The 23,546-nt window shown below is 54.7% G+C and carries 24 protein-coding genes; 12 read left to right on the top strand and 12 right to left on the bottom strand.

Annotated elements, in window-relative coordinates; all coding sequences use genetic code 11:
* Positions 1–185: 185 nt before the first annotated feature.
* The 3 genes from PAQ31011_RS03270 to PAQ31011_RS03260 all read right to left on the bottom strand — a co-directional run bounded on the left by PAQ31011_RS03270 (position 186) and on the right by PAQ31011_RS03260 (position 3,026).
* Positions 186–926, bottom strand: a complete 741-nt coding sequence (locus tag PAQ31011_RS03270) for a hypothetical protein (protein WP_150574446.1) — start codon at positions 924–926, stop codon at positions 186–188.
* Positions 927–1,161: 235 nt separating this feature from the next.
* Complete coding sequence (locus tag PAQ31011_RS03265) at positions 1,162–2,289, bottom strand: nucleotidyltransferase-like protein (protein WP_150574445.1); 1,128 nt, start codon at positions 2,287–2,289, stop codon at positions 1,162–1,164.
* Positions 2,290–2,291: 2 nt separating this feature from the next.
* The gene (locus PAQ31011_RS03260) at positions 2,292–3,026 is read right to left on the bottom strand and encodes a Cap15 family cyclic dinucleotide receptor domain-containing protein (protein ID WP_217424832.1); all 735 of its coding nucleotides are present in this window, start codon (positions 3,024–3,026) and stop codon (positions 2,292–2,294) included.
* Positions 3,027–3,616: 590 nt separating this feature from the next.
* On the opposite strand from PAQ31011_RS03260, the gene PAQ31011_RS03255 reads away from it, so the two are divergent.
* From PAQ31011_RS03255 to PAQ31011_RS03230, 6 genes are all read left to right on the top strand, one after another.
* Entirely contained in the window at positions 3,617–4,672 is a 1,056-nt protein-coding gene (locus tag PAQ31011_RS03255; protein WP_150574444.1) for a hypothetical protein, read from the top strand.
* Positions 4,673–5,670: 998 nt separating this feature from the next.
* On the top strand, positions 5,671–6,675 hold the full coding sequence (locus PAQ31011_RS03245; RefSeq protein ID WP_150574442.1) for a tyrosine-type recombinase/integrase: 1,005 nt from the start codon (positions 5,671–5,673) through the stop codon (positions 6,673–6,675).
* Between the two features lie 246 nt (positions 6,676–6,921).
* Entirely contained in the window at positions 6,922–7,521 is a 600-nt protein-coding gene (locus tag PAQ31011_RS26975; protein ID WP_425495075.1) for a Cap15 family cyclic dinucleotide receptor domain-containing protein, read from the top strand.
* A complete protein-coding gene (locus PAQ31011_RS03240) occupies positions 7,521–7,976 on the top strand; it encodes a hypothetical protein (protein ID WP_150574441.1) in 456 nt (151 codons plus the stop codon). Before PAQ31011_RS26975 ends, PAQ31011_RS03240 begins: the two co-directional genes overlap by 1 nt.
* Before the next feature lie 69 nt (positions 7,977–8,045).
* The gene (locus tag PAQ31011_RS03235; protein ID WP_246179313.1) at positions 8,046–9,050 is read left to right on the top strand and encodes an anti-phage phospholipase; all 1,005 of its coding nucleotides are present in this window, start codon (positions 8,046–8,048) and stop codon (positions 9,048–9,050) included.
* Between the two features lie 9 nt (positions 9,051–9,059).
* On the top strand, positions 9,060–9,956 hold the full coding sequence (locus PAQ31011_RS03230; RefSeq protein ID WP_150574440.1) for an anti-phage nucleotidyltransferase: 897 nt from the start codon (positions 9,060–9,062) through the stop codon (positions 9,954–9,956).
* Between the two features lie 222 nt (positions 9,957–10,178).
* Here PAQ31011_RS03230 and PAQ31011_RS03225 read toward each other — a convergent pair whose 3' ends face one another.
* The 4 genes from PAQ31011_RS03225 to PAQ31011_RS03210 form a co-directional block, all read right to left on the bottom strand.
* Positions 10,179–10,538, bottom strand: a complete 360-nt coding sequence (locus tag PAQ31011_RS03225) for a hypothetical protein (RefSeq protein WP_150574439.1) — start codon at positions 10,536–10,538, stop codon at positions 10,179–10,181.
* On the bottom strand, positions 10,531–11,037 hold the full coding sequence (locus tag PAQ31011_RS03220; protein WP_246179312.1) for a rolling circle replication-associated protein: 507 nt from the start codon (positions 11,035–11,037) through the stop codon (positions 10,531–10,533). The genes PAQ31011_RS03225 and PAQ31011_RS03220 overlap by 8 nt, the downstream gene beginning before the upstream one ends.
* A 539-nt stretch (positions 11,038–11,576) precedes the next feature.
* Positions 11,577–12,260 carry a hypothetical protein gene (locus tag PAQ31011_RS03215; protein ID WP_150574438.1) on the bottom strand — a complete coding sequence of 228 codons (684 nt, stop codon included), beginning with the start codon at positions 12,258–12,260 and terminating at the stop codon, positions 11,577–11,579.
* Positions 12,261–12,270: 10 nt separating this feature from the next.
* On the bottom strand, positions 12,271–12,951 hold the full coding sequence (locus PAQ31011_RS03210; RefSeq protein ID WP_150574437.1) for a hypothetical protein: 681 nt from the start codon (positions 12,949–12,951) through the stop codon (positions 12,271–12,273).
* Positions 12,952–13,532: 581 nt separating this feature from the next.
* On the opposite strand from PAQ31011_RS03210, the gene dcm reads away from it, so the two are divergent.
* The 4 genes from dcm to PAQ31011_RS03190 all read left to right on the top strand — a co-directional run bounded on the left by dcm (position 13,533) and on the right by PAQ31011_RS03190 (position 17,164).
* Positions 13,533–14,906, top strand: a complete 1,374-nt coding sequence (gene dcm / locus PAQ31011_RS03205) for a DNA (cytosine-5-)-methyltransferase (RefSeq protein ID WP_150574436.1) — start codon at positions 13,533–13,535, stop codon at positions 14,904–14,906.
* The gene (locus PAQ31011_RS03200) at positions 14,848–15,387 is read left to right on the top strand and encodes a very short patch repair endonuclease (RefSeq protein WP_281349976.1); all 540 of its coding nucleotides are present in this window, start codon (positions 14,848–14,850) and stop codon (positions 15,385–15,387) included. Before dcm ends, PAQ31011_RS03200 begins: the two co-directional genes overlap by 59 nt.
* Complete coding sequence (locus PAQ31011_RS03195; RefSeq protein ID WP_150574434.1) at positions 15,362–16,678, top strand: MvaI/BcnI family restriction endonuclease; 1,317 nt, start codon at positions 15,362–15,364, stop codon at positions 16,676–16,678. The genes PAQ31011_RS03200 and PAQ31011_RS03195 overlap by 26 nt, the downstream gene beginning before the upstream one ends.
* A 189-nt stretch (positions 16,679–16,867) precedes the next feature.
* Positions 16,868–17,164, top strand: coding sequence for a hypothetical protein (locus tag PAQ31011_RS03190; RefSeq protein ID WP_150574433.1), 297 nt, complete (start codon positions 16,868–16,870; stop codon positions 17,162–17,164).
* A 544-nt stretch (positions 17,165–17,708) separates the two neighbouring features.
* On the opposite strand, the gene PAQ31011_RS26665 is transcribed toward PAQ31011_RS03190, so the two are convergent.
* The 4 genes from PAQ31011_RS26665 to PAQ31011_RS03170 form a co-directional block, all read right to left on the bottom strand.
* A complete protein-coding gene (locus PAQ31011_RS26665; protein ID WP_150574432.1) occupies positions 17,709–18,032 on the bottom strand; it encodes a site-specific integrase in 324 nt (107 codons plus the stop codon).
* A 1,761-nt stretch (positions 18,033–19,793) separates the two neighbouring features.
* Positions 19,794–20,153, bottom strand: a complete 360-nt coding sequence (ndhC, locus tag PAQ31011_RS03180; RefSeq protein ID WP_150574431.1) for an NADH-quinone oxidoreductase subunit A — start codon at positions 20,151–20,153, stop codon at positions 19,794–19,796.
* 12 nt (positions 20,154–20,165) lie between these two features.
* Complete coding sequence (locus PAQ31011_RS26275) at positions 20,166–20,447, bottom strand: hypothetical protein (RefSeq protein WP_174989903.1); 282 nt, start codon at positions 20,445–20,447, stop codon at positions 20,166–20,168.
* A gap of 42 nt (positions 20,448–20,489) precedes the next feature.
* Positions 20,490–20,804 (bottom strand): DMT family transporter, encoded by a 315-nt coding sequence (locus PAQ31011_RS03170; protein WP_039397911.1) that lies wholly within the window; start codon positions 20,802–20,804, stop codon positions 20,490–20,492.
* Between the two features lie 204 nt (positions 20,805–21,008).
* On the opposite strand from PAQ31011_RS03170, the gene PAQ31011_RS03165 reads away from it, so the two are divergent.
* Positions 21,009–21,650, top strand: a complete 642-nt coding sequence (locus PAQ31011_RS03165) for a hypothetical protein (protein WP_150574430.1) — start codon at positions 21,009–21,011, stop codon at positions 21,648–21,650.
* 332 nt (positions 21,651–21,982) lie between these two features.
* Positions 21,983–22,543 carry an azurin gene (azu, locus tag PAQ31011_RS03160; RefSeq protein ID WP_246179309.1) on the top strand — a complete coding sequence of 187 codons (561 nt, stop codon included), beginning with the start codon at positions 21,983–21,985 and terminating at the stop codon, positions 22,541–22,543.
* A gap of 7 nt (positions 22,544–22,550) precedes the next feature.
* On the opposite strand, the gene PAQ31011_RS03155 is transcribed toward azu, so the two are convergent.
* Positions 22,551–23,456 (bottom strand): LysR family transcriptional regulator, encoded by a 906-nt coding sequence (locus tag PAQ31011_RS03155; RefSeq protein WP_150574429.1) that lies wholly within the window; start codon positions 23,454–23,456, stop codon positions 22,551–22,553.
* Between the last annotated feature and the right edge of the window lie 90 nt (positions 23,457–23,546).

The raw sequence follows: 23,546 nt of genomic DNA, 5'->3' as shown, positions 1-23,546 counted from the left end.
CGGGCGTCCGCTTCGAGAGTGAGCGTGTTGGGGAAGAGCTCGAAATTTAGCAACGCAACCTCCAAGTGGTGTTTGGATGGTTGCAATGGTCGCCCGTTACGTCCAGGTAACGAAGGTCGACAATCTGCGTGAACCTGCAACCCGCTTTCCGGAAACCAAATTGCAGAATTCTGCAGTTTCGTTTCCTAAATGGAAGCTTTCTGTTGTGCTAGAGCGGACGATGTACGTGCCGCAACAACAGCAAGCAGGGCTTTTCTTAGCTCGGTATCGCCTTTCGTTGGGTCCAACTGCAAAATGGCCGCCACAACCCTATCCTCTTCAGCAACAAGCGTCTGAATTCCTCTGTCCGTTTTCATACGGGCCAAGGCAATTTGCGTGACAGTATCTGCCCCATCGCGTCGACGCTGGCCGGATTCGAACTCTTTTATGAGTTCGGCACGGCGTTTAGCCGAAAGCACGTTTCGCACAGTTCGGTCTTGAGTGTCCGGCCAGACTTGCATGACGATTTCGCCGACCGCTTCCGTGTGAATGTCTCGGAAATTCTCGTAAAAGCGCATCGCCACATACTCGATGAACGCGCGTCGCTCAGGATGGCCCTTCTGGCTGCCCGATGACCGCTCGGGGGGAGGGGACCAGTGACGCAATGACTCCAATCCCGATTGAAATCCAGGGTCTCGAGTTACGTGCGTTAAGTCTGCAACATCTGCAACTGTATTGTGCAGACGATTGGCCGCAGACCGAATCTGTGACGCTTTCCGGGGACTCGCGACTGAGGCGCGCACCGAAATGTCTGGTGCGGCGAGAATGCATTCGGCAACGAGGGTGACGAAGTTAATGCGTCCCGAGTCTCCGTAGCTGGCGCGCCCGGCCAGAAACCGGCGGGCCCCGTCGGGCGCCAGCAAGGTTTTGGCCCAAGGGTCGCGCATTACCTCTCTACGCGGAAGCGACTTTAAGCGCTGTGCGTGGACGACGAGCTGCTGATATTCCAAAGGAAGGAGTGGCTTCAATTGGTGACTCAAAAGACGAAGTTGACCAATTATACAACCGTCAATTAGGTATACAGAACATTAGGGATGGAGGGTCCCACCTCGAGTTACACGAGTTCGATACCCCCGACAACTATTCCGGTTGAGCCGCCCGAGCATTTCGGCTGAACCCTTCTTAGGCCGCAATGTGGGCCTTGCGTAGTGCCTCGTTGATTTGCTGAAACGGAATTTTCCCCAGAGTCGGAAACTGCTCGCGAGTCACCTTTTCAGATAGGTCGTCCAACTCCAGCGAAAGCAGAGTGAGGGCTTCCAACTTTTCGGGTGCATCGAACACAGCTCGCGAGCCGTCAGGAACAAGCAATTGCCTCGCTTCATCGTGATTGCACGCAAGATAGTCCGCAAAGCGGGTTGCCTCGGCCAAAATAGCCAACTCGTAAGCAACACCTACGGTGAGTGCTGGCACGTCCGCGTGCCAAAGCATCGAAGCAATGTCAAAGCTCGATAGCCCGATATTCGTCCCCTCGTTTTTTGCGTCAGCCTTAACGTTCTTGCACAGGCGAATAGCCTTCTTCAGGCCCCCGCCGCATTCGCGGTCTCGGTCGGTGATGCGTTCGATGTGACGGAACGGCATATTCTTGATTCGCTCGCGAGCGTGCTTGTCGAGAATCTGAACACCTCGGTCGGCCTCCCATCCAGTCCGTTGGTAATCAATGGTGTCGAACCAGTTGGACGGAACGACATCTACGTCCCGGCGAAGTGAACCACCCGAGAGATGAATCGCCTTCGCACCGGACGTATCAACCGTCGCTGCCGGGTACGCGTCGGTAAGGATTGCCTCCGACTGGTCCCGGAGGTTGCATAGCGACGCCAATGTGTCATATGAAACCGGGTGACGATATTCGCCTCGCTTGGCTTTCACTCCATCGGAGTCATAGCGAAAGTAGCGGTCTTCGAGCACCAACAGGTCTACATCGCTAGCGCCGCGAATATGGATGTCGCAAGGCACCGAACCTTGTAGGCGGAAGTCGACGCCAATGCCCAGCTTTTCAAGCCCAGCAGCAAGCTGTTTGCCGACCCTGGTTGCCTCTTCGACACCTATTCGCGTGTACTCAGTGCCCACAGCCTGCATTGCGCCAAGGGCGTATTTCGTAAACTCCGTTGATGCGCTCCGCTTCTGATATGACTCAAGCGTAGGGACTCCAGCGCGCACTTCTCTGGCGGAGTCGAAAGTCATTTCACTTCGATCATTACCCCGTCGGCGTGCATCTAGGGATTGCAGACGCTTCTGAATATCGCGTGCCATGTTTAGTTCTTCCGCGTGAGTTTCATAGTTCCAAATGTGAACCGACCGTGCCCATTGAAGTACTCGCCTTCTGCTGTTTTTAGGTCGGGGCCAAAGGTGAACTCGGCCGCCCCGCGATGCGATACAAGTTCCGCTTCGCCGAGTCTTGGCTCGTTCTTATAGTTGTAAAGAAGCCTGAACCCATCCGCCTGGTCATAGACCAAGGCAGCTGCGATGCTGTTGGACGCTGATTGGGTCGTCTTAAGACGCACTCGAAGCTTGTCCCAGCTTTGGATAATCGTAACTTCGGCTTCCCACTTGCAGCCGGGAGTCTTATCCGGATTGATGGTTTGCCCGTCACAGTGCCACTTGCCGGCTAAATTGGGCACCTTCAGAAACTTGGCGATGACGTCGATTTTCCAGACGTACCTGTCGAACACCCAATAGAGTGCTGCGTAGATAAGACCGGCCGTGAGAGGCCACATCACCAAGCCCGGCACATGGTCAGCGATTCCAAGGCTCTTCACCAAGTCCACCAGCCACAGAACTAGAACACCAATGGCTGAAGCGACTGCCGCTGAAATGATGCTTAAATATCGGCCGATGACGGCACGGTTCAGTCCACCAAGGACGGAGTATTCGTGTTCCAAGTACAGCCCCCGAAGATACAAATTTTTTAGACTATTTTTATCAAAAAATTTAATAATTAATTTACAAATGAGAATTGTATATGAAGAAAATCGTTTGTGAATTGTCAAATTTTTAGCTGCTTTTATCTGCGTACATATCGCATACATAGATAAGAATTGCGATTCATCGCTAACTGGATGGCAGAGGTCGAAAGGAAGGGCATCGTGGCTGATATCGGCTCATCTATCTGGAGCACCGGTCTCCAACAGCATGAACTAGGGCCCACAGATTGCGGAAGATGTTGCTTGCTCGGACGAAATCCAGAGCGGGGCAATCAATATGGGATGAAACCAGATAGACGTCAGTCAGTTCAATGCTTGCATGAGGTCGTTGCCGCGCTGACCTGCCTGGTAGGCTGGAGGCTTTATAGGCGGACCCGCACCAATATCAAAGAGAATCCCCGTTTGTTCGTCTCGGAGCGACGAGCGCATTCCTTGCGCGACGCGATATGAGGCCAGTTCCCGGTCGCCTCTCGTCGGACACCGCACATTGTGGCATTCACGTTCCGCCCGACGGCAACAGGCCTAGGCACCCCGTCATGTATCGGGAGGAGCGACTACGCACAGATTTCAACACGCAGGCCAGGCGGCGGGGGCCGGTGCAGAAGCATTGCAAGTTGTCTCACTCGGTATGAAACCCCCTCTCCGCTTCAGAACTTATGACTGTCTTCTGTGTTCTTTTCTCCGATGTATCCAAAGGCGAGGAGCCGATTTTGATTTCGGACGTTCTCGTTACGGACGACGGCTGGTCGTCAGGTAAAAAGCCGCGCTATGAGCGCACCTACATTCCGAGCATTGGTGGAACTTTTCCCCACGTGGGTCCTAACGCGGCTATTTCTGGGATGATGCAAAAGACGTTTCTGTTGCCCGACGGAAAGTGCATCGCGGCTGCGGGGGGCCTTCAAACAGTCTTAAGTTTCCGTACACAGGTAGAGCAAGCGGCGGGCATCGACGAAGTTCTCGACGTGTGCTCGCGCCATGTCGACGAGCTCGACTTTGTGTTTATGTCGCATTGCGTCGAATATCAACAACTGTTGGTGTTGGCGACTGAGACATGCCGTCGGATGACGCTAGACGCCTACGGGGCTGTGATTATCGGCGGTTCCGGGGAGAGCACAATACGAAGGTTGGTAACCGAGCATGCCGAGTTACCATTCTCCGGCGAGGGCGGATTGGCGACCTTGGGGCGGGCATTGTGTCTCGTAAATGCCGCCTTAGAACTCGACGCGTCTGTTCCGCAGAGTACGCTCGGAAGGCGTTTCGGGGCGTATTACGAAGTCACATATTTTGATGGTGAAAGCTTCGTTAAACTTGACCGAACCATTCATCATTTCCTTGCCATCACGCTTGTCGAAGGACTGGCTGCCTGGTTTCTGTCCAAGTCCTTCTATCACGAGTATGTGGATGGCGTGCTAGTCGCACGGAGAATCACATGGGGGGCGGACGAGGCAAAAAGCTTCGTGTGGCAGGATTGCTACGAGATTGGCGGGGATGCCGCGCCATTTCCTCGGGGGCGATTTGAAGAACACATCAACACTGTTGTTCCCGACCCGGTGATTGAGGTGCTGAACATCAAAGTGGGAGACAGAACATTTAGGTTCGTCTCGAGCCAAGAAAAGCTTGTGAAAATATGGCAAGAAGACGGAAGGTGGTTCAGCGATTTAGATGCAGATATGGACAAGCGATTGCGCGAGATAATCGCAGGCCGGCTCTAGTCGGCGGTGGCACGCTTGTCAGCGAAAAGAAGTTCGTCTGGTGCGTGCCAATTTTTCTAGAGGCATCCTGTTTAGACGTGGCAGACTTACTAACTTGGGGATATCGGTGGGCGAGGTCACACGCGTCCCTCGTCCGCCACGTGCTCCCGATACTCATTGGAAACGTCGCGCGTTGATACCACAGCGTTCAGCGTACACCATCTATCCCACGTATACGATGCGTCTCCATCCTCACCCGATGGGCCCTCAAGTCGGTAGACGCGACCCGAACGTGTCCTGCCTTCACCCCGCGCAAGATCGAACTCTTGGATAGCCGAGCTCACGCGCCCGGCCATCCCTTCGATTGCCCATCCAACAAAGTGCCGTGTGAAGTCGCTAGCCTCAAAGACACGCCAACGAACGAGATGGGTGACTGGCTCCGTGTCGACGGAGCGTGTTTTCCACATGGGCATGATGACCTCCTGTGAAACGCGTGAAAGCACACTCGTAGGCTAGGTCAGTTTCCCTCAGATGAAAGCGAGATTTTCGTGTTGCACCGCTGCGTTCGACTTTGAGCACGAGAAACGGCGGTTGGCGTGCCTATACTGCCGTGAAGACGCCGAAATCCGGGGCGAGAAAACAGGTCTTCGCGTCTTCGTGAAATTTTGCGTTTTTGAATCAAGGTGTTGCCGAAAATAGTTGCGCCACCTCATGGGTGCGATTCACGGATTTGCGCCAACTTGTGGGTGCGCTTCTGGGTGGTAGGAGGTGTGCGAAGTGCGGAAAGTGAGGGCGTTAGGGTACGAGTCCGCCAACTCATGGGTCTGAAGCGCGCCAACTTATGGGTAACTCGACAGTAGGTCTCACTTCTTCCCGCAATGTCTCGCAAACGCTCGCCGAATAAGGCGGGCCGGGATTTTTGCGTCAATTCCGATTGTTCGTCTGAGGCGCAAAATCTCACCTCTTCACACCTAAAATCGTGGCCGGTCCCCCATTTTTTACCCGAGGATTCCCCACGGATGGCATCAATTCAGAAGGTGGCGAAGGGCTGGCGTGTGCAAGTCATGGTCGATGGTCAGCGCGATAGCAGGACATTTGATACGAAGGCGGCCGCGATGGCCTGGAGTGCGCAGCGGGAGACGGAGCTGCGGTCGATTGCTAACGGCGCAGGGAGTAAGACGCTGACGGTTGGCGATGTGCTCAAGGAGTATGAGCTGAAGGTGAGTCCGACTAAGCGTGGAGCTAGGTGGGAGAAGTTGCGGCTACCGTTGATTGGGAGCAGGGTGATCGGCGGGCGGAAGTTTGGGGATATCAAACTGGCGGATCTGCGGCCTGGCCATATAGCGGCTTGGCGGGATGCTCGGATGCGGGAGGTTTCAGGGGCGTCGACGTCGCGGGAAATGTCGTTGATGTCGCATGCTTTTCTCGTGGCCCGGAAGGAGTGGGGCTGGCTGGTGACGAATCCGATGGCGGAAGTGAAGCGGCCGCCAGATGCGCCGGGTCGTGAGCGATTGATATCCGAAGAGGAGATCGAGTCGCTGCTTACGAGCTTGGGGTACGAAGAGGGGCTTCCCATAGAAAAGCCGATGCAGCGCGTAGCTGTGGCGTTTCTCTTCGCGATAGAGACCGCCATGCGCTCTAGCGAAATCCTGGCCCTCACGGCTTCGTCGGTGAACTACAAAGGCAAGTTCGCGCGGCTTCCGATGACCAAGAATGGCACTGCGCGAAATGTGCCACTGTCATCCCGTGCAATTGAACTCTTGAAGATGCTGCCGACCGTGGAAAAAGGCAAAGCACTATTCGGGTTATCGGCATCCAGCCGTGACGCACTTTTCCGTAAGGCACGCGACAGGACGCAGATCCCGGACGTAACGTTTCACGATACCCGTCATGAAGCGATTACGCGCCTAGCGAAGAAATTGCAACCGCTGGACTTAGCCCGAATGACCGGTCATAGAAACCTCTCTGAACTGATGACCTATTACAACCCGACGGCGACAGATATAGCGGGGCGCCTCGGCTAAGTGTCACCTCGCAGAGTGCACTTCTTTGCGAAAAATCTGTCGAGACAGCCAATGTAGAATCTACTGGCAATTGTGGTTCGTCCATCCGGCTGGTCTTGCGAGCAGGCATTTATCGTGTATCGGGGAGGAAAATTTCACTATAAAATGCGGGGTGGTTGCCGTGTGATGCTCATTTTTTCTTAATGAGATTCATCGGCCGGTAATCGAACTGGGTTTGATGTGGCAGGCAAATAATATAGATAAAAAATGCACGAATATATATTGACTTATCACGATAGAAAGTTGACGTACTACGTGGCTGCTACAATTTCGGGGGTGATTGGAGTGATAATTACTTTCGCTATTGGAAAATTGTCTGTTATATCGGGAAAGATAATTGCAGGCCCTTCGGGGTTGGCTGTGTTTACGTTGATATTGCTCGGGCTGGATCATGCGCTCATAAAGTGTTCAATATTTTACAGGTGGGGGCTAGTAAAGATACCGAATCTAAATGGCGTCTGGTCGGGGAAAATGTCGAGTTCTAATAATAAAAATCAGACTATTGATGCTAAAATTACAATACATCAGACATATACAAAAATTCGTGTAAGGCTCGAAACGGATAAGTCTCGTAGTATGTCGAGAATGGCTTCAATAGAGATGGAGGATCCGAAATGTTTTAAGCTTCGTTACGAGTATTCTGCGGAATACAGCGCGTCGGCATCGGAAATTCATCGGCATCACGGCGTAACGGAGTTGGTTTTAATAAGTGATGATCATTTGTTTGATCAACCCTGTCAGGCGAAATATTATACTGAGCTACGTCGCGATACTCATGGGCAAATGGAATTTGTAAGGAAAAAATAATGGATCGCGAGATGGAGGAAATTGTTGACGAGTATATAGTGAGATTCGGTTCGGCTGAACTTCGGGCAGCCCTAACGAATAGACTAAACAATTCGGCCTCAGTATTAACTATCGTGGCCAACGGAGGAGTCCATCCATTGCGTGATGATCTTCTGAGAGGCGAGATATTTGTTGCATCGCAGGGAAGTCTCGATTTTAGTTCGAGAGAGACTGCGGAGAAGGGCATACGGGAAGCGCTGGTCGGCGTGGCGAAAATGCTTAAGGCGAAACGATGGAAAACGGTCTACCTCGTGCCGTTCGGACCGACCGTGCTTTCGTTAGGAATTAAGATGTTGGTCTACCGCATTCTTTCTCAGGAGACTGTGGACGTCCTCCATATCGGGGAGGGCGTGCACGTGGATATCCAACTTGATACGCGTCAAATATCATTGGAAGCCCAAGCGAATCCTACGTGAACCGGATCGAGTGCCTAGTTCGGATTGAACAGATGAAATTCCTCGCGCACGAGGCGGACGTGCCGGTCGATGGCCACGGCTTGCCGTGAGAATCGGTACCGCTTCAAATCGCAGACAATCATCGGGTACCTTGCATTGATGTCAGACGAACGCGATCGCAGAAATACCTTCCGCATACTCAGCCTCGACGGTGGGGGGGCAAAAGGGTTCTACACGCTAGGCATCTTGAAACAGCTCGAAGCGAAGCTCGGTAACTCACCGCTTTGCGAACAGTTTGATCTCATCTTTGGTACGAGCACAGGTGCGATCATCGCGACGTTGCTTGCCTTGGGGCGCAGGGTTGATGAGATCCGAGAGCTTTACGCGAATGAGGTGCCGGCATTAATGAGCATGCGGGGTAGTAACGCTCGATCTGCAGCGCTGGAAGCATTGGCGGCGCGGGTGTTCGATGGCGCTACGTTCAATGATATGAAGACCCGGATTGGCATCGTGACAGCCCGTTGGCTGGAAGAAAAGCCAATGATATTCAAGGCGGACATTGGCCAATCTCACGGAAGCAAGGGTACCTTTGAACCCGGCTTCGGTGCGTCAGTGGCCGACGCTGTTGTTGCCTCCTGTTCCGCCTATCCGATCTTCAATCGCAAACGGGTTAAGACTTCCGACGGAGATGTGGAGCTCATAGATGGGGGTTACTGCGCCAACAACCCCACCCTTTACGCCATCATTGACGCCACGAAGGCATTGGGATACGGGCACACCGATTTGCGTGTCGTTAGTCTCGGTGTTGGCAATTACCCTGAACCTCCCAAGTATTGGCATAGGTGGGCCATCGAGAAGTTTTTCCTCGTCCGTTTGCTGCACAAAACGCTGGGAATAAACACCCACTCTCTTGAGCAGCTTGCCATGTTGCTGTGCGCGGACGTTCCTATGGTGCGCGTTAGCGATAGCTTCACTACGCCGGATATGGCCGCTGATCTCATGGAGCACAACATCGATAAGCTGAAGCTGCTCTATCGACGCGGCCTTGAATCGTTTGGCAAATATGAGCGTCAACTCGAACAACTACTCTCCTGAGGGGAAGGCATGGCGATTCCGGAAGCTGATTTGACTCGAATGGCCCAAATTGGTGCGCAGACCACATCGAAAGAGACGTATGCAACGGTGAAACTTGCTTTGGAGGCGGACGGAACCGGCTACGACGACAAGAGTTTCAAGATTTTTCTGCAGGGATCTTACGGTAACGACACTAATATCATTAAGGAAAGCGACGTTGATGTCGTTATTCGGCTCGACTCAATTTTTACTTATGATTTATCTGCGTTGCCACCCGATCAGCAACAGGCGTTCAGATCGTCGCATGGTAGCGCGACCTATACCCATGACCACTTTCGCAATGACGTGCTCGCAGCCTTAAGGGCACGCTTTGGTGCCCACGTTCGGCCCGGATCCAAGGCGGTAACGATTGAGCCCTTCCATAATAGGCGCAAGGCGGATGTGCTAATCGCGGCCCAACACAGGAAGTATAACTGGTACGTGTCAGACCATGACGGAGGTCAGGACTACGTGCTCGGCATTAGCTTTCAGAAAGCTGACGGCACTCGCGTAATAAATTATCCGCGACACCATCGAGAAAATCTCATTGCAAAGAATCAACAGACGAACGAATGGTTCAAGCACATCGTCCGAATATTCAAGAATTCCCGCGAACAGATGATAGTGCGCGGTCATATTGAGGCTGGCGTGGCGCCCTCGTACTATCTCGAAGGATTGCTTTACAACGTGCCAGCGAATTGTTTCGGTGACTCCTATACCGATTCAATGCTGAATTCGATCAATTGGCTGCTTGCGTCCGATCGTTCTAAGTTACTTTGTGCAAACCATCAATATCCATTACTAGATGGCAATCGCGACGTAACTTGGAACGGCAATGACTGCACGACGTTTATGCAAGGAATTGTAAACCTTTGGAACGGCTGGTGAGATATCCGTTTGGATTGTGGGGGAGGGCTTGGTTCCTCCCCTCCATCGGATAGTTGTTTACCGACCGCAAGCCTCCCCTTCGCGCTGGCCAAAAACGGGGTATCGCAGCCGTCAAAATACATCTGCCCTGACCGTCTCAAGTCGGACCATTGTTGGCATCGTCGCGTACGCTCTGAGTCTAACGTTTGTCCCGAGTGGGCTAGCGGAATGTATTTTCTTCGTTCAGTTCACGTTGTGAGGACGGCCCACTCGTTTCCCGCGGTGTGAGTCTACCCATGCAATGACTTCAATCGCTTTCCAAAGAGGTTGCCCTGTGGCGCGATCAATGGACTGGCCAATCTCATTTCTTGATTTCGCGCGTGTCGATGGTAAGCGGATTGGCGCTGGAAAGTCGGGCAGAGTAACTATTCGTTCAAGCACCACTGCTGGAGAGCGTTGCAAGTACACCGCGATTGTCTTGGCGTTCCATAGCTGAATCGACACGGGTAGCGTCGGTGCAAGCCTGTCTGCCAGTGACTGAGCAAGGCGTTCCAACAGGTGATTGTTTTCGAAGCCGGTGTTGGACTGTTCGGAATTATTCATCGGAGCCCTCCCGCGTAGCCAGCCAAAAGCAGCCAAGGTCCTGACTCCAAAATACTTGACACTGATCTAAGGTCGCACCGACTTCCTGTGCCGCCTCAAACGATAGAGCTATGGCCGTTGGCGCGTCATCGCTAAGGATGTGGTTAATTGGGTGGCGTTCTGGGACGGCGATTCCACGGCTTGTCCAATAGCGCTTTTCATTCATTTTGTGTTCGGCGAAGTCTTTTGTGAGGTATTTGCCAAGGTACGCAGCAAGTTTGTGGCGCAGGCCTTTCTGACGGAACGGGTTACGTACGTCGACGTTACCGTTGTCTGCGCCGACGACGGATTGCCTGGTGCGAAGCAAGCGGTAGTTTTGTCGCCCCTTTACCGCAACGTGAAGATGCCACGCGCCTCGCTTCTGGCGTTCCGAAACCGCGACGTACTGGAAGTCCTGAAACCTGCCCAAACGGCGACGTAAGGCATCGAAGTCCCGCTTCAAGCGTTCGCGGTCTTGCATGTTCTCCCGGTGCCCCGCATCGGGGCCTTTTTTCGTCAGGACCTACGTGTTGCCGTCGTTTCCCTGTGGGGCTTTGCGTCCTCCTTATACGTTAAGTGTTACTGATATAAATCTAGGGCGCGCTTCGCGCGCCCCCGCCGTCCTCGGCCCTGCGGGCGGCGGCGGTCGCGCGAAGCGTCTTGCTCTTCTTGGGGGGGGCTCCACCTCTTCGGCGGAAGAGGAAAGACGGTTTTCAATGAGAGGGGGTGTACCTGACGGCGGCACTTCGGCGTTTGCCAGTGGTGCCACCCGCTGCTCGGTCGCGCGAGCCGCGCTGAGTCGCGCGTCAACGGTCCGGACGTTGCAGATGCTACGGTGGACACCTTCGGCTCCGGCATCGGCGCCGACACTCCCGACGCTGGACGTCCTCAAGCGCTCAACCTGGAGCACCAGCAGAATCTCAGTGGCCGACGCGGTATCGGAATGGCTGTCGAGAAATCGCGGCAGGAAGGACAGCCCCGTGTTGTTGTCTGACGCCTTATTGGTCGTAAGTCCTCCGATCAGGATGACGTCGCCGTCCTGGAGGCTGATCTCGGTGCTGACCTCTCGGGTGCCTTGATACGAACCGCGTTACTCAGCTTTTCTCCCGTGACTTGAACAGATAGCCCCAAGCCTTTCGAGAGCAGATCGAGCGCAAGCTGAAACGCAGAACCGTGCTCGGTGCTTCGAGTCACTTCGTAGGCGGTGGCGCGTACCGCAACCTCACCTAACCACTGACATGCCTCGTGATCTTCACTTGAGACGATGTCATGAATACCTAGTCGGCTACTGTGATCGTCTGCAAGATTCCACAGCTTCAACGAACGTTGGAAGCGTATCGAAGCGATGAAGCCGTTGACCTCTGCCTTTCGAGTGATGTGGAAGCCGTTACCAGCACCCCGGTTGTTCCGCGCAAACTGGCTTTCCCACGCAGCTACGTTTTCGGACAGTGCGAGATAGAGCCAGGTGAATGCAAGCCTTTTTTTTTCCGTTAGAAACTCGGGGACGGGAGGGCCAAACCGATGTGAGGCAAAAGGGGATGCCGATCCAACGAACGAAGGGTTGTCTATCGCCCGAATGAAAGTCGTGTCAACGCTAAAACTGTTCCGCTGTCGTCCGAGAGCGCGGTGAATTTGCTCTGGTGTGGGAACGATGGCTCTGAGGTAACTCGGCAGCGATTTCCTAACAATATCTTCTGTTGGCATCGATGGTTGTTCAAACCGGGTCTGCCACCTCCAGCTTCGCGAGCGCGATAACTTTCTCCAACCGCATTTCAGCCGGCAGTGAAAGCATCCGCTTTTGAGGCACGCCGAGAGCACCTCTGTCTTCAAACGATAGGCCTGTCAGCACCTCCGCTGGCGACAATTCGTTCAAAGCATCTTGCTCGGAAACTAGAAAAGTGTTGACCTGCAATCTCGATTTCCTGTTCAGGACGCTCAGCACCTGTGGCAAGTAAAGGGGGGCGTCGCCCACGAATTGCCATGCAGGATAGGCTCGACCATTTTGCATCCCCGGGGGAATCACGCTGTAGAACTTAGTGTGATCTCCACGGTAAAGAGTGCTTTTGGACATGCCTGTGTGCTTGAGTACCTCCGCAGGCCCCCAATTTGAAACAGGCAATGACAGATTTGTCGGACGTGTCTTGGAGACTCGTCCGGAATCAGTTAGCAGCACCGCTGCAAGCGAGCAGGCGAGAGCAATTTGCGTATCGCGGCTCTTAAGTAGCGCTGAGTCGTCACGGTGGTGCATGTCCCGAAGTGTCGCAAGCGTACGCTTCAGCAACTGGAGCGCGATTTGGTCGAGAAGCACCTTTTCGTCACCCAGGTACTGTCCATTCATCAGCGCAGCGAAGTCTGATGCTGGAGACTGCTTGATTCGCTTGGCTGTCAGTTGCATGTTTTCTCCTTCACGGTTGACAGACGAAGGGCGGGGCACCAAGGGGCGGGCCTTGCCAGGAGCGGGAGGCTCGAATGTGCGCCGGGGCTTGATGCTTCTTGCGAGGCACACCGTTGCTCGACTGCTCGGTTCCCCTGATGGGAGACGGCAAGAGTTTATTGATCAACAAGTGCATTGTAGCAGGTTTTCCCATTTTTCCCATTTGTCTCACTTTTCCCGATCCTCGCGTGGTCCTGAGCTCCCTGGTTTGTCATGGAGAAGGGTCGTGGGCCGCGTGACTTTGATTGACTGGCCTGAGGGAGGGGCGCGACGTATGCCTCTTCCTGCGCCTATGCGATTGCATGGCGGGCGGCGGGAATCTAGTACGAATTCGGTGAGAAGTCGACGGGGGCGCAAGCTTCGTGGTTCAACGAACGACTGGATTTCGTGAAGGCGGGATGGCACGCCCAGTCGGTGCCTGACTGCCGAGACGGTGCGGGGGACGAGGCATTTTCACGTCGGTTGACGCTTCGTTGCGCGGTGCGTGTCGCTGGGTCAAATGAGTGATACCATTTCACACAATCAACCCAGAATGTGTTGCTATGGATCCTCGAGAAGAAGAACTCGCGTTGCTCAAGCGCGTGCTAGAAATTTACGATCAAAAATATGTGGCGGAGTACCTAAATGGTGTTGCGCCAGGGGCGTGGTGTCGCGAGACCATCAATCGATGGTTGAACGGTAAGGCTTCGCCCCGGCTCGGACATGCAGAGTTTCTTGCGCTGCAAAAGCTTCTGCCAAGCCCACCTGACAATAGTACAAATTATGAGTTTGATTTCATCGACCTCTTCGCTGGCATTGGTGGAATCAGGCGAGGTTTTGAGGCCGAGGGGGGACGGTGCGTGTTCACCAGTGAGTGGAACGAGCCCGCCGTTCGGACTTACAAGGCCAATTATTACTCCGATCCGGAATCTCATACGTTCAACGATGACATCCGTAAGGTCACACTGAGTGATCAACCGGGAGTTTCGGAAGGCGAGGCGTACAAGCATATTGATGCGACAGTGCCAGATCACGACGTACTTCTTGCCGGATTTCCTTGCCAGCCATTCTCGATTGCGGGGGTGTCGAAGAAGAATGCACTGGGACGAGCGCATGGTTTCGAATGTGAAACGCAGGGGACACTCTTTTTTGACGTGGCTCGCATTCTCGCCGTGAAGCGGCCGGCGGCATTCGTTCTGGAAAACGTGAAGAATCTGAAGAGCCATGATAAGGGGCGAACCTTCAAAGTAATCATGGACGCGCTTGAGGAGCTTGGGTACTGGATTGCCGATGCAGATGCCAAAGGGCCCGACGATCCCAAGATCATTGATGGACGCCATTTTGTGCCCCAGCATCGCGAGCGGATCGTGCTCGTTGGCTTCCGCAAGGATCTAGGGGTTCACGATGGATTTACTTTGGTTGATGTCAAGGAGCAGTTTCCTTCCAAACTTCCGAAACTCAGTGACATCTTAGAAAAATCTGTCGATGACAAGTACATCCTCACCCCGAAGCTGTGGGAGTATTTGTTTAATTACTCGATAAAACATAAGGCTAAAGGCAACGGATTCGGATATGGATTGGTCGGTGGTGACGACATCACTCGCACCTTGTCTGCGAGATATTACAAGGACGGTTCAGAGATTCTGATCGATCGTGGGTTTAAGTCCGAGAAAGATTTTCATGATCCCGAGAATCTGCGTAACAGGCCCCGACGTCTGACGCCTCGTGAGTGTGCGCGTCTGATGGGCTACGATGCCGCCGACCGCTCGGAATTCAAAATACCCGTGTCTGATACTCAGGCGTACAAGCAGTTTGGAAATTCTGTCGTGGTTCCGGTGTTTGCAGCGGTTGCAAAGCTTATGAAGCCTAAGGTTCTTGATGCAAAGCGCGCACTTGGCGCTCGTAAGCGAAACCAAAAGCTCACGAGAGCTGCATAGGTTGACAGACGTTCATTCCTCCGCCGTACGTTCGCGGAATATGAGTGCAATCCGGGCGAAAGACACTCGCCCGGAGATGCTGATTCGGCAAGGCCTGCATAAGAGGGGACTTCGGTTCCGCCTTCATGTTGGACGTCTGCCAGGTTCTCCCGATTTGGTACTTCCGAAATACCGGACCGTGATTTTCGTGCATGGATGTTTTTGGCATGGACATGGGTGCCATCTGTTCAAGCTCCCGAAAACTCGTACTGAGTTTTGGAGTACTAAAATCGATGCCAATGTGCGGCGAGATATAATCGCGCAGGAAGAATTGAGCGCGCTTGGATGGCGCATCGGGATAGTCTGGGAGTGTGCGTTGAAGGGGAAATGCAAAATTCCGCTCGATGCCTTGCTTGATCAGCTTGTTGGCTGGCTTGACACTCCCGGAGCTTCTACATTGGAGTTGACGGGGGGCAGTGTTGAAAGAGTTTCAGTCACTTGATGCGTTGCTTGAACGCCTAGAGCAGTTGGGGGCGCGAAATGTTTACTGCAAGTTCCTTGCAGAGAATGACAACAGCAAACAACAAATTTACTTGGGCGGTAGCTTCGAGGTTCTGAAGCAGCTTGTATTTGGAAACGTTCGTGCTGACGCCAGCCTGAGTGTCCCAAATTTCAAGGCCAGTGTGCCCCTCTCTTGGGTAGACGGAGATGGGCAAGTCGCGCCTGCGCCGGGCGCGCAGCTAATTCTCTATCCGCAATACCCCGAAGTTCGCCTGTCTGGCTTTCTTAAAGGTTGCCCGCTTGCGCCGAGCGCGTATCTGCGCCCGATTCCGAAGGCTGAGCGTCAGTTCAATAATGGTCCGGACGGTCGTGTCCTCTTTTTCGGGGTTTCCGACGACGAGGTTTTTACGTATCTGGCAGACGGGGGGAGCACGGTTGCTAGTGCCATCCGTGACCATTTGGTCGACGAAACCCCTCTCGATGCAGGTACGCTGCGTAAGGTTAGGCTCAGGAAGGGGCCGAGTAGCAAGGATTTGCTGTTGGCGCGGTTGCGAGAAATTCAGAACCTCGGCCCACACGAATCAATGCGACTTAACCGCAGCGGTGAACGTATGCCTTACGCTGCCAAAAATGGTGGTGGGTACACGCTGGAGGCGCTTTTCGACATTATTCCGAATGGACGTTCAGCTCCGGACTTCATGGGTTGGGAGCTTAAGGCGTTCAGCGGGTCGCGGATCACCTTGATGACGCCGGAGCCTGACGCTGGCTATTACGGCGAACATGGAGTGGAAGCGTTCCTTCGCAAGTATGGGCGCCAACTGCCGGACGATAAGATTTATTTCACCGGATCGCATAAGGCCAATATTCCTAGCCCCACATCGGGTCAAACGCTCGTTACGGTTGGATTTGACTCCGACTCGGGAAAGATTACGGATGTGACTGGTGGTATCCGCCTTTTGGATGGTGATGGAGAGGTTTCGGCGGAGTGGACTTTTGCCCGACTTGTTGAGCAATGGGGGCGAAAGCATGCGGCTGCGGCCTACGTTCCGTATAAGGTGTTGGATGACAGCCCGATCAGGTACGACTATCAAAATCCCATACTGCTCGGTGAGGGGACGGAGTTTTCATTGTTCTTGAAAGCGCTCATGGACAAGAAGGTCATCTATGACCCAGCCCCGAAGCTCGAACGAGCGAGTGAAGCAAACTCAAAGACCAAGGCTAGAAGTCAGTTCCGGATGGGCGTGAAGGACCTTGGCTGTTTGTATCGAAAATTCGATGCAGTAAAGCTTTGATTCGCGATGACGGGCTCGGCGCAGTGCCAAAGGAGGGTGTTGGAGCATGAGTGCCACATGAACGATGCGCTCGCTGAGTGATCATTGTCGACTAAATGGGAGCGATGCCGCCTTGATGTTGTCTACAGCAATAGGTCGACTCATTGGCGGTTGGGCTGAAACGCGCGCAATTACTTTGAGGGGGGAGACATGGCTGAAGTTTTTGGTGCGAACATCATGAACGCTCATGTATCGCTGACTGCGGATGAGGTCAATTTCACCGTTGTCATCAGAAACGCTGGGCGCGAGTGGAAGTACAGGGGCGTCGCGATGGACTCCGCTCTTGAACAGCTTGGCGACGGGGAGCCGGTGTCCGTCCTGGAGCAAAACGCTACAAAAATTCTAGATAGCTTTCTGCGAAGCTGGCGCGAGCAGCCCGAGACATATCAGTTTGTTATCGACGATGAGACCGTGTCGACATTCGGAACATTCGTCAACAACGGTTGAGTTTCTGTTCCCTAGGTTCATCTTGCCTCCTTGGCCCGAAGGCATTCGTGCCGGAGTTGCGATACCGAGCTCTCGGAAACTGAGGTTGATGCTTTAGTCTAGGTGAAGACGTGAAGGGACGCCGAGTAAAGCGGCTGCTCTTTTGCCGCAGGGAAACTCTGTGTGGTTGGTGTCCCCACAATCACGCGCTCAGCGATGGACGGACGCATCAATTCCCGGTGCGTTCTGACGCGGCCCTGCCCATAAGAATGAGGGGGAGGCCATGCCATCGCATCCGGCGCGGCAATTGGTGCCGGAATCGGGACTCACAGGGCGATAAATCATTGATCGCTGCGCAGCGGTGGTGTGACGGCAAGGGATTTCGTCATCCCTTGGCTGGCTTGGTTTTCCGGGAGGCATGAGGGGATAAGGGTTCGATGCCCGTCACCGGACTCGAACCGCCGCAATCTGCGTCCAATCCCCCGTCCCCATCTCCTCCCCAAAACTCCCTAACCCCCTTGATTCCAAACGAATCACGAGTCCCCTTCCTCGCACCAAAAAACTCTTAAAAATCATAGGGTTGAGTTTTAATCGCGGCAAAAATATAGTCGGGTTTTGCCCGTTTTTCTTTTGAAATGGCAGCATCTGTGCCAGCATTCTTGGCGAACTTCTCAACGGCTTTATCCCCCGCCTTCAAATCCGCCGTCGGCATCCATCGACCATAGACGGGCGCGATCATCGTCCAGTCTGCATGTCCCATTTGCTTCGCTACCCACATCGGGTGTTCCCCCGCCGACAGCATCATTGACGCGTATGTGTGTCGGGTTTGATATGGGTTTCCGTATTTCACGCCCGCGCGTTTCAGTGCTGAGTTCCACAACGTCCACACTTGATGAGAACCCGAGAATCGCTCGTCTCTTGGTAACTTGAATATCGGTCCGTCGGCTTCGATTAGAAAGGTGAGGGCCTTCTACGCTTGCAACGGATCGAGGGCCGGGGCGAGTAATCGGATAGGCACCGTCGGGTTAGTCGTTGATCGAATGCGCCGCCGCGTCGAGCGGAAAGCGCGCGGGTAAGCTGCCGCTCGCGCCCAGAGGAACGGCAGCAGAAGCACGATGAGTGGCATGGTAAATGAGATTGGAGCGGGCTACTGGGATCGAGCCGAGCTACTCAGCTTGGCTAACTGCTCGGCCAAGGCCGCGCGTATACTTTCTCGAACTGACACTTGGGAAGCTGCTGATGCGCTGGGACACCAATGAGCACTTGATGTGGTCCGCCGAAGACCGGCGAAGGCGTGCCGTCTGGATCCGACTCTGTTCGTTAGCCGGGTCGGCGCTGTTCCTAGGTATCAGTTTCTACGCGATTTCCGAAGCGTATGGAGCCTTAGAGTTTCACAAGCCGCTCTCTTGGGGACGTTTTTCGCCCAAGACTTATCGGTTTGAGGAGGGACGTACCGCATATTTCTATGTGGCAGGTCTTCACGCTCTCGGCGGCATAATCTCGGGCGGTGCGAGCATCTGGTACTTGCTCAAGGGGATATTCCAGAGATCGTGGATATAGCACCCTCAAGAGAGCCGACCCGAATGCCCGCAAAACTACGGGCTATGTGTCGACGCCGCGCCGCCGTCGGGTCTGCTGATTTGAAGGTGCTGGAAACAAATCAGAGCATGTGTCTTGTGAATACAGTCCGGGATTCGTGCGGGCCTTTGGAACGAGGAGGAGGAATGGTAAAAATTCTGATACTGCTCACTTCGTTAGGCGGCTTAATGTACGTGTACCGTTTTCAACGCCTGCGCGACCGAAATTTATACATTCCAGAGATGTCTGCGGGTCAACGCCGACGTTGGGACATTCGGTTCTGGACACCATATGTGCCACTGGTTGTCTCGTGTTTGGCTTGGCAGGTTTTTAATCACTGAAGCGCATCACACTGGCGGCCGTTACGCCCGCATCATCGGGGGGCGTTTCCTCGCCAGGAGCGCGGCATCCTCCAGCCCAAGCGATTGACCCCCAAGAAGGGAGTCGGCGGACCTAAGTGATTTTTTTCGGTTTAACTACGCAGTCCGCTCACATTCACGCTAGCTCATAGTCTTTGTCCTAGTTTGCGCTAACCTCATTCGACGGATATCACACACGTCTAACTGGCGAAACCCAGCATTGGCGCTAGTTTTCGGGATTCTGGCGCGTTCTAGATCGCACTTGCGGCTCGGTACTTCATCCCCACGCACCCCATCCGAACATCTGCACCCTAGACTTTGCTCATGCATGGCAGTCCTCTGTCGTGTGTGTCGTGAGAGGAAGTGCTTGCCCCGGCATTGACGAATGCCGGGGCTTTTTTATGTCTGGGCGATGTACGCGAGTTGTCGGTCGCGTTTGGTCTTCTTCTTAGATTTCTTTTGTCGGCCGACGCATGTTCTTGATCGTGAAAACCCGTCAAACCCGCGCGCGGTGGTGATGTCGAGGGAATTCGACTTCGTGATGGCGTTGCTAACGCCGCATCCCCAAATTACGGATATGAGCCGTGAGCGATGGCGCTCACTACACTCGCTCTTGCATGGTCGTTCCTTCCCGTCCATGTAGTGGTCTTGGCCCCGACGATCTCGCCGTCGGGGCTTTTTTTGCGTCATGCATTGGCGTCAACGGGGACCAATCATTCCCACTCAAACGCCTTCTTTTTCCATTCATAAGCGAAGCCAAGGACCAACACACCTAGAAACGCGATCATCGCCATTAGGCTCACCATTCCTGCTTCGCGCAGTGAGACGGCCCAGGGGATGGTGAAGGCCAATTCGATGTCGAAGATGATGAAGAAGATTGCGACGCGATAAAAGCGGACGTCGAACTTCTTGCGCGCGTCGCCGAAGGCGTTGAATCCGCACTCGTAAGCGGAGTTCTTTGCATCGTCAGGCCGATCCGGTCGGATGGGTTTGGCTACGAAGAGTAAGCCGACTCCCATCAGTAATGCCACTACGAAAAAGAGAAGTGCTGGGTAGTATTCAGAGACGTCCATCAAGCAATCCAATCAAAAGAAGCGCGCGTCGACGGCAGCGCTATTGTGCGAGCGCAAACATTGGCACACGCCGACGCCAGCGCAGAGGCCAATCCCAAACTGGTATTGAGCTAAATCCCAAACCCCAAAATCCTGTATTCCGAAGCCGAAGCCGAAGCCGAAGCCGAAGCCGAAGCCGAAGCCGAAGCCGAAGCCGAAGGCAAAGGCAAAGGCAAAGGCAAAGGCAAAGGCAAAGGCAAAGGCAAAGGCAAAGGCAAAGGCAAAGGCAAAGGCGCAGCCATCAGCCGAGCGCAAGCGCCTCGCCGGTTCGAAAAAAAGCAGAAAAGTGACTGTCGATTACGACGAGAGTTTCATGAGGATCAGGCCGCTGACGATCAACGTTGCGGCGGCGATGCGGGCGGTGCTGACGATTTCGCCGAGCGCGAAGATGCCGACGACAAATGCGCCAACGGCACCAATGCCAGTCCAGATCGTGTAAGCCGTGCCCAGCGGAAGGGATTTCATAGAAACCGATAGCAAACCAAAGCTAGCGGCCATCGTCACGAGTGTGACTACAGACGGGATGAGTTTCGTGAAGCCGGCAGACTGCTTCATCGTGTAGGCCCAAAGGACTTCCAGAACACCTGCAAGCGTGAGATAGATCCAAGCCATATGGCTCTCCTTAAAAGAGCCGGGCCGTCCCGGAATGTCTCGTCACAGGTGAGGTCGTCCTCACGCCCGTCACTATACGATTTCAACCAATTCTGCGCAATCTCTCCACGATTTATCCGAGATTGATGGGTACGATCGCTGGCGACAGATGATCGGGATCGTCATTGGCATATCGTCAGTGTGTCCTGAGTGGTCGGAGCAGCAATGGAGCACCCCGGAAGCCAGGATATGCGCGAGGCCGTCGAACGCCTCGCCGCTGCAATGGACAAGTCCCGCAAAGAACTGGAAGGTCTTGCCAGACGCGACGTCGCACTGCGCGCGCGGTATCGCACTTCCGTCACACGCGTCGCCGAGCGCGCCATTCCCGATCTGCGTCGCCGGACACTCGAACAGTTGCTCACGGACCATCGCTTCTTTATCGACGACGCGGTACTCGACGTCTTCGCCCGAAATGGCGTCATGGCCAGGATGCTCAACACGCGTCGATACGCCGCCTCACTATCTTCGCTGCGCGATAGTTTCTGCGACTACATCGGCCGGTCCGGTAAGGCACCTTTCGCGTCGGCGCGTGCGGAAATCGCTGCGATCGAAGCACTGATGGTCATTGCGCGAGCGGAAGAAGCCGATGCGGCCGGTGTGCTGGCGGGCATGCGCATCGTGCTTGCCAACGAGATCGCGATTCCCGGCGAACTCGTCCCTGATATCCGGCTGGTCTGCCGTCCGCGATTCAGAAGGGCGGCCAGCGTTACAGTGTCCATCGAGAGCGGTATGAGCGGTGTTGTCAGTGAGCATTCTGGCATCCCGCAAACCGTCCGCCAGTTTGCGCTGTCGGTAGCCGTAGCGTGACGGAAATGCAACCACGATAAATCGAAGCAGCAGGGCAATAGGACGTAAGAACGCCGACGTGAGAGGTGCGATGAGTGGGGGATCAGGGCCCTGTTCTGAACCGAGTTGGGTCTATGTCTGAGGGGCGGAATAGGGCCCTGGTCCCCCGCGGCGTTGAATCCGGAACGAGCAGCAACAGATCGAAAAAATACAAAAACCGATCAGCAATACAAACCAATACAAAACCGAGAACGACCAACAAACTCCCAACGTAATTTCTGGCTATCGTCGCAAGCAGGTTGATGACATCCGAAGCGGCGTCGTCTGTTGATTTCGTATCGTTGGGAGAGATCGTGTTGTCGGCAAAATTCGCATTGTTTGGGGCGCGGACGCGCGCACTTAATCTGACCTTCGTGGCGTGTCTTGGCGCTCCGGTCCCGGGCCTTGCACAAGGCGTCGAGCACACGGGCATGATGGCCATGACGGCTCAGGGCGACGACGTCAGCGCCGTCGCAAAGGATGTCGGTGAAGCCTGTCAGATCGACGTTCAGGGCCGTCCCGGCAAGAAGTTCTCGCCCACGCACATTAGCGTGCCGTCGGCCTGCAAGACACTCACCGTCCAATTGATCCATACCGGCAAGAAACCCAAGGCGGCCGCCGGGCACAACTGGGTGCTGGTCCGCGAGAGCGACGTCCACGCCACCATTGCCGACGGTCTCACGGCAGGTCCCGACAACGATTGGATCAAACAGGGTGACGAACGCGTGATCGCGAAGACCGCAATGATTGGCGGCGGTGAACGAACGTCCGTCACGTTCGACGTATCGAAGCTCCCGCGCGGCACCGCCTACACGTACTTCTGCTCGTTCCCGGCTCACGCCGAAATGATGCGCGGCACGCTATCCATCGACTAACCGTGCCTCACCCAATCCTGAGCATCGGAATCTCCGTCGAAAGCGCGTCGATAGCGCAGCGCGTCTTCGACGGCAGATAGGGTGACTTCGGCCACACCACATGAATCGCTTGCGGACGCACGCCGCAACGGCTGCGCACCACCACCAGCCGACCCGCCGAGGCGTGCTTCTCCAGAAACCAGCACGGCAAATACACCAGCCCAAGCCCGGCAATCCCCGCGTCGGCAATCGCCTGAACATCGTCGAGACTGAGCTGACGGGTGATCTGCAACTCGTGCTCGATGCCGTCGTCGTCGAGCATGTGCCACCGCGCCATCGAGCCGCTGCGCGAATACGAGATGCCCGTGTGTTCCGCGAAATCGTCTGGCTCGACGGGTGTGCCGTGCTCCGCGAGATACGAGGGCGACGCACCGATACTCATGTACTGCGTGCCGATGCGACGAGCGTCCAGCGTAGCGTTATCGCGTAACTCACCGATACGCACCGCCAGATCGATGTTCTCCTCGATGAGATCGACGCTCCGGTCGGAAAACGAAATGTCGATTTGCAGCTTGGGATACTGACGCGCCAGCCCGAACAGCACCGGTGCCACGCATTGATGACCAAAGGCAATGGGCACGCTCACACGCAATCGTCCACGTGGCTCGTTCAGCCCGCTCTCGACCTCCGCAGCGCCTGCATCGAGTTCCGCCAACGCGCGAACACAACGCTCGTAATAGACGCGTCCCGCTTCCGTGAGCGTGTGACTGCGCGTCGTGCGATGCAGCAGACGCACCCCGAGCCGTGCCTCCAGTCGCGAAATCACCTTACCGATGGCCGAACGCGTCAGATGCATGCGCTCTGCCGCGAGCGTAAAGCTACCGGCTTCGATGACCTGAACGAAGACGGCCACACCGTCGAGTTTGTTCGTCATATTGGGTCTCTAAAGTCGCGTATTGCGGGAAGAAATATCAGTAATCGGGAATCTGGTTCCCGATATATTACCTCTGACTTCATTCCTGTT

The organism is Pandoraea aquatica, assembly GCF_902459565.1.
GTDB lineage: Bacteria > Pseudomonadota > Gammaproteobacteria > Burkholderiales > Burkholderiaceae > Pandoraea > Pandoraea aquatica.
The sequence above is the reverse complement of the archived record's forward strand: the minus strand, read 5'-3'. Positions and strand labels throughout refer to the sequence as shown.